Annotated in this window: 1 pseudogene; it reads right to left on the bottom strand. The window is 43.7% G+C overall.

Annotated elements, in window-relative coordinates:
* Positions 1-522 precede the first annotated feature (522 nt).
* Positions 523-1,079 (bottom strand): annotated as a pseudogene (locus BM202_RS39290) (IS256 family transposase); the annotation flags it as partial.
* Between the last annotated feature and the right edge of the window lie 386 nt (positions 1,080-1,465).

Below are 1,465 nucleotides of genomic sequence, written 5' to 3'. Positions count from 1 at the left end.
GTGGGGCTGAAGCCTACTGAGAAGTTGTCTTCCGGCGTCTATTTGTTACGGGTGGAAGAGCGTGGTCAAGTGCGCCTGCACCGGTTGGTCGTTCAATAGGTATACATAAAGAATATGGTTATTAAAATCTCCTGTTACTATCTGTAACAGGAGATTTTTTATTTGACGATAAATAAATAGGTTACTGATTAATTTACCGTCAAATAAAAATGTTACATATATCCAGAATGGCTTTTTAAAATAATTTCAAAGTATCCAGAAATAATGGGAGACCACGTATATCGAAGTTAAGTGGCTGTAGTATTCTATAATGCTGCTCAAACTTCATCACCTGATCACAAGCGAATCGCGAGAACTGAAAGTTACTCTTAAAAAATAGGTCGTTATATTCCAATAATTAATTGTTTTATTAAGTGATCGAGTTCGGAAGACATTACGATCTGGGGAATGCTCAATGAAGTGTATTATTTCTTCAGATCTTCAGTACGGTTTAACCTAATCACCATATAAAATAGGCAGTTGCTACACGGTTAGTGACCAGTTGGCTAAGGCATCTTCCAATTTTGGCTGATATGTTGGGTAGTCAGGTAGAGCAGTTTTAACAAAGCCATTTCGGATGAGAACGCTCCTTTTGACTTCGTCAAGCACCGAATCTGGCGTTTAAAGACTTCAACTGTATTCGTTGTGTAGACCTCTTTACGAATGGTGGCTAGATACTTAAAAAAGCGGGGCAGTCGTGTCCAATTGTGCTACTAACTTTCTACTAATATCGGATACTCTTGCCCCCTTTTGTCGGCAAAGGCAACCAACTTATGCTCGGCACTGGCCAAGATGGAAACCTGATAGATCGGCTTTAAGTCAGCGGCTATTTCTTTTTAATCTTTGCTAGTCACGTAGCAAAGCGAGCTCCGTACCTGATGGACTAAGCAGAACTGTGCGTCAGCTTGAGGAAACACCGTTTCGATGGCATGCCCAAAGCCTTTCAAATTATCAATGGACGTAACTAACAAATCCTGCATCCCTCGGGTTTGTAGGTTTGTCAACACGGATAGCCAGAAACGGGCGCTTTCGGCATTAAGTTACACGGCTCATTTTGAAATCGTACAACGGCTCAAAAGGCCTAAGGGGCCAGACGAAGGTATACACCGGCTCCAGCGGGCGCGACCGCTACTCCTCGATGACAGGCATGACTTTGTCCGTGATAGCCGATGACTGGCCAGTGCTAATTTCTCAAGCCGTAGAGGTTTTACAGATGCTTCTGAGTGTCCTGATAAGACCGCACGGATTTCCATGGGCTATGACGGGGGTATAATTTTTGTCATATTTCTGCCTGCGGTGAACTACGGAATACACTCAATGGATCAGCCCCTTCGGCCTTTAGATTTGAGCGGTTGTACGATTCTAAGATGAGTCGTGTAACTTGACGCTACTCACAAACGGTGAGCGACCAACCCGGCAGGGCTAC

Source organism: Spirosoma endophyticum (genome assembly GCF_900112365.1).
Lineage (GTDB): Bacteria > Bacteroidota > Bacteroidia > Cytophagales > Spirosomataceae > Spirosoma > Spirosoma endophyticum.
This window is presented reverse-complemented; position numbering and strand designations above follow the sequence as displayed.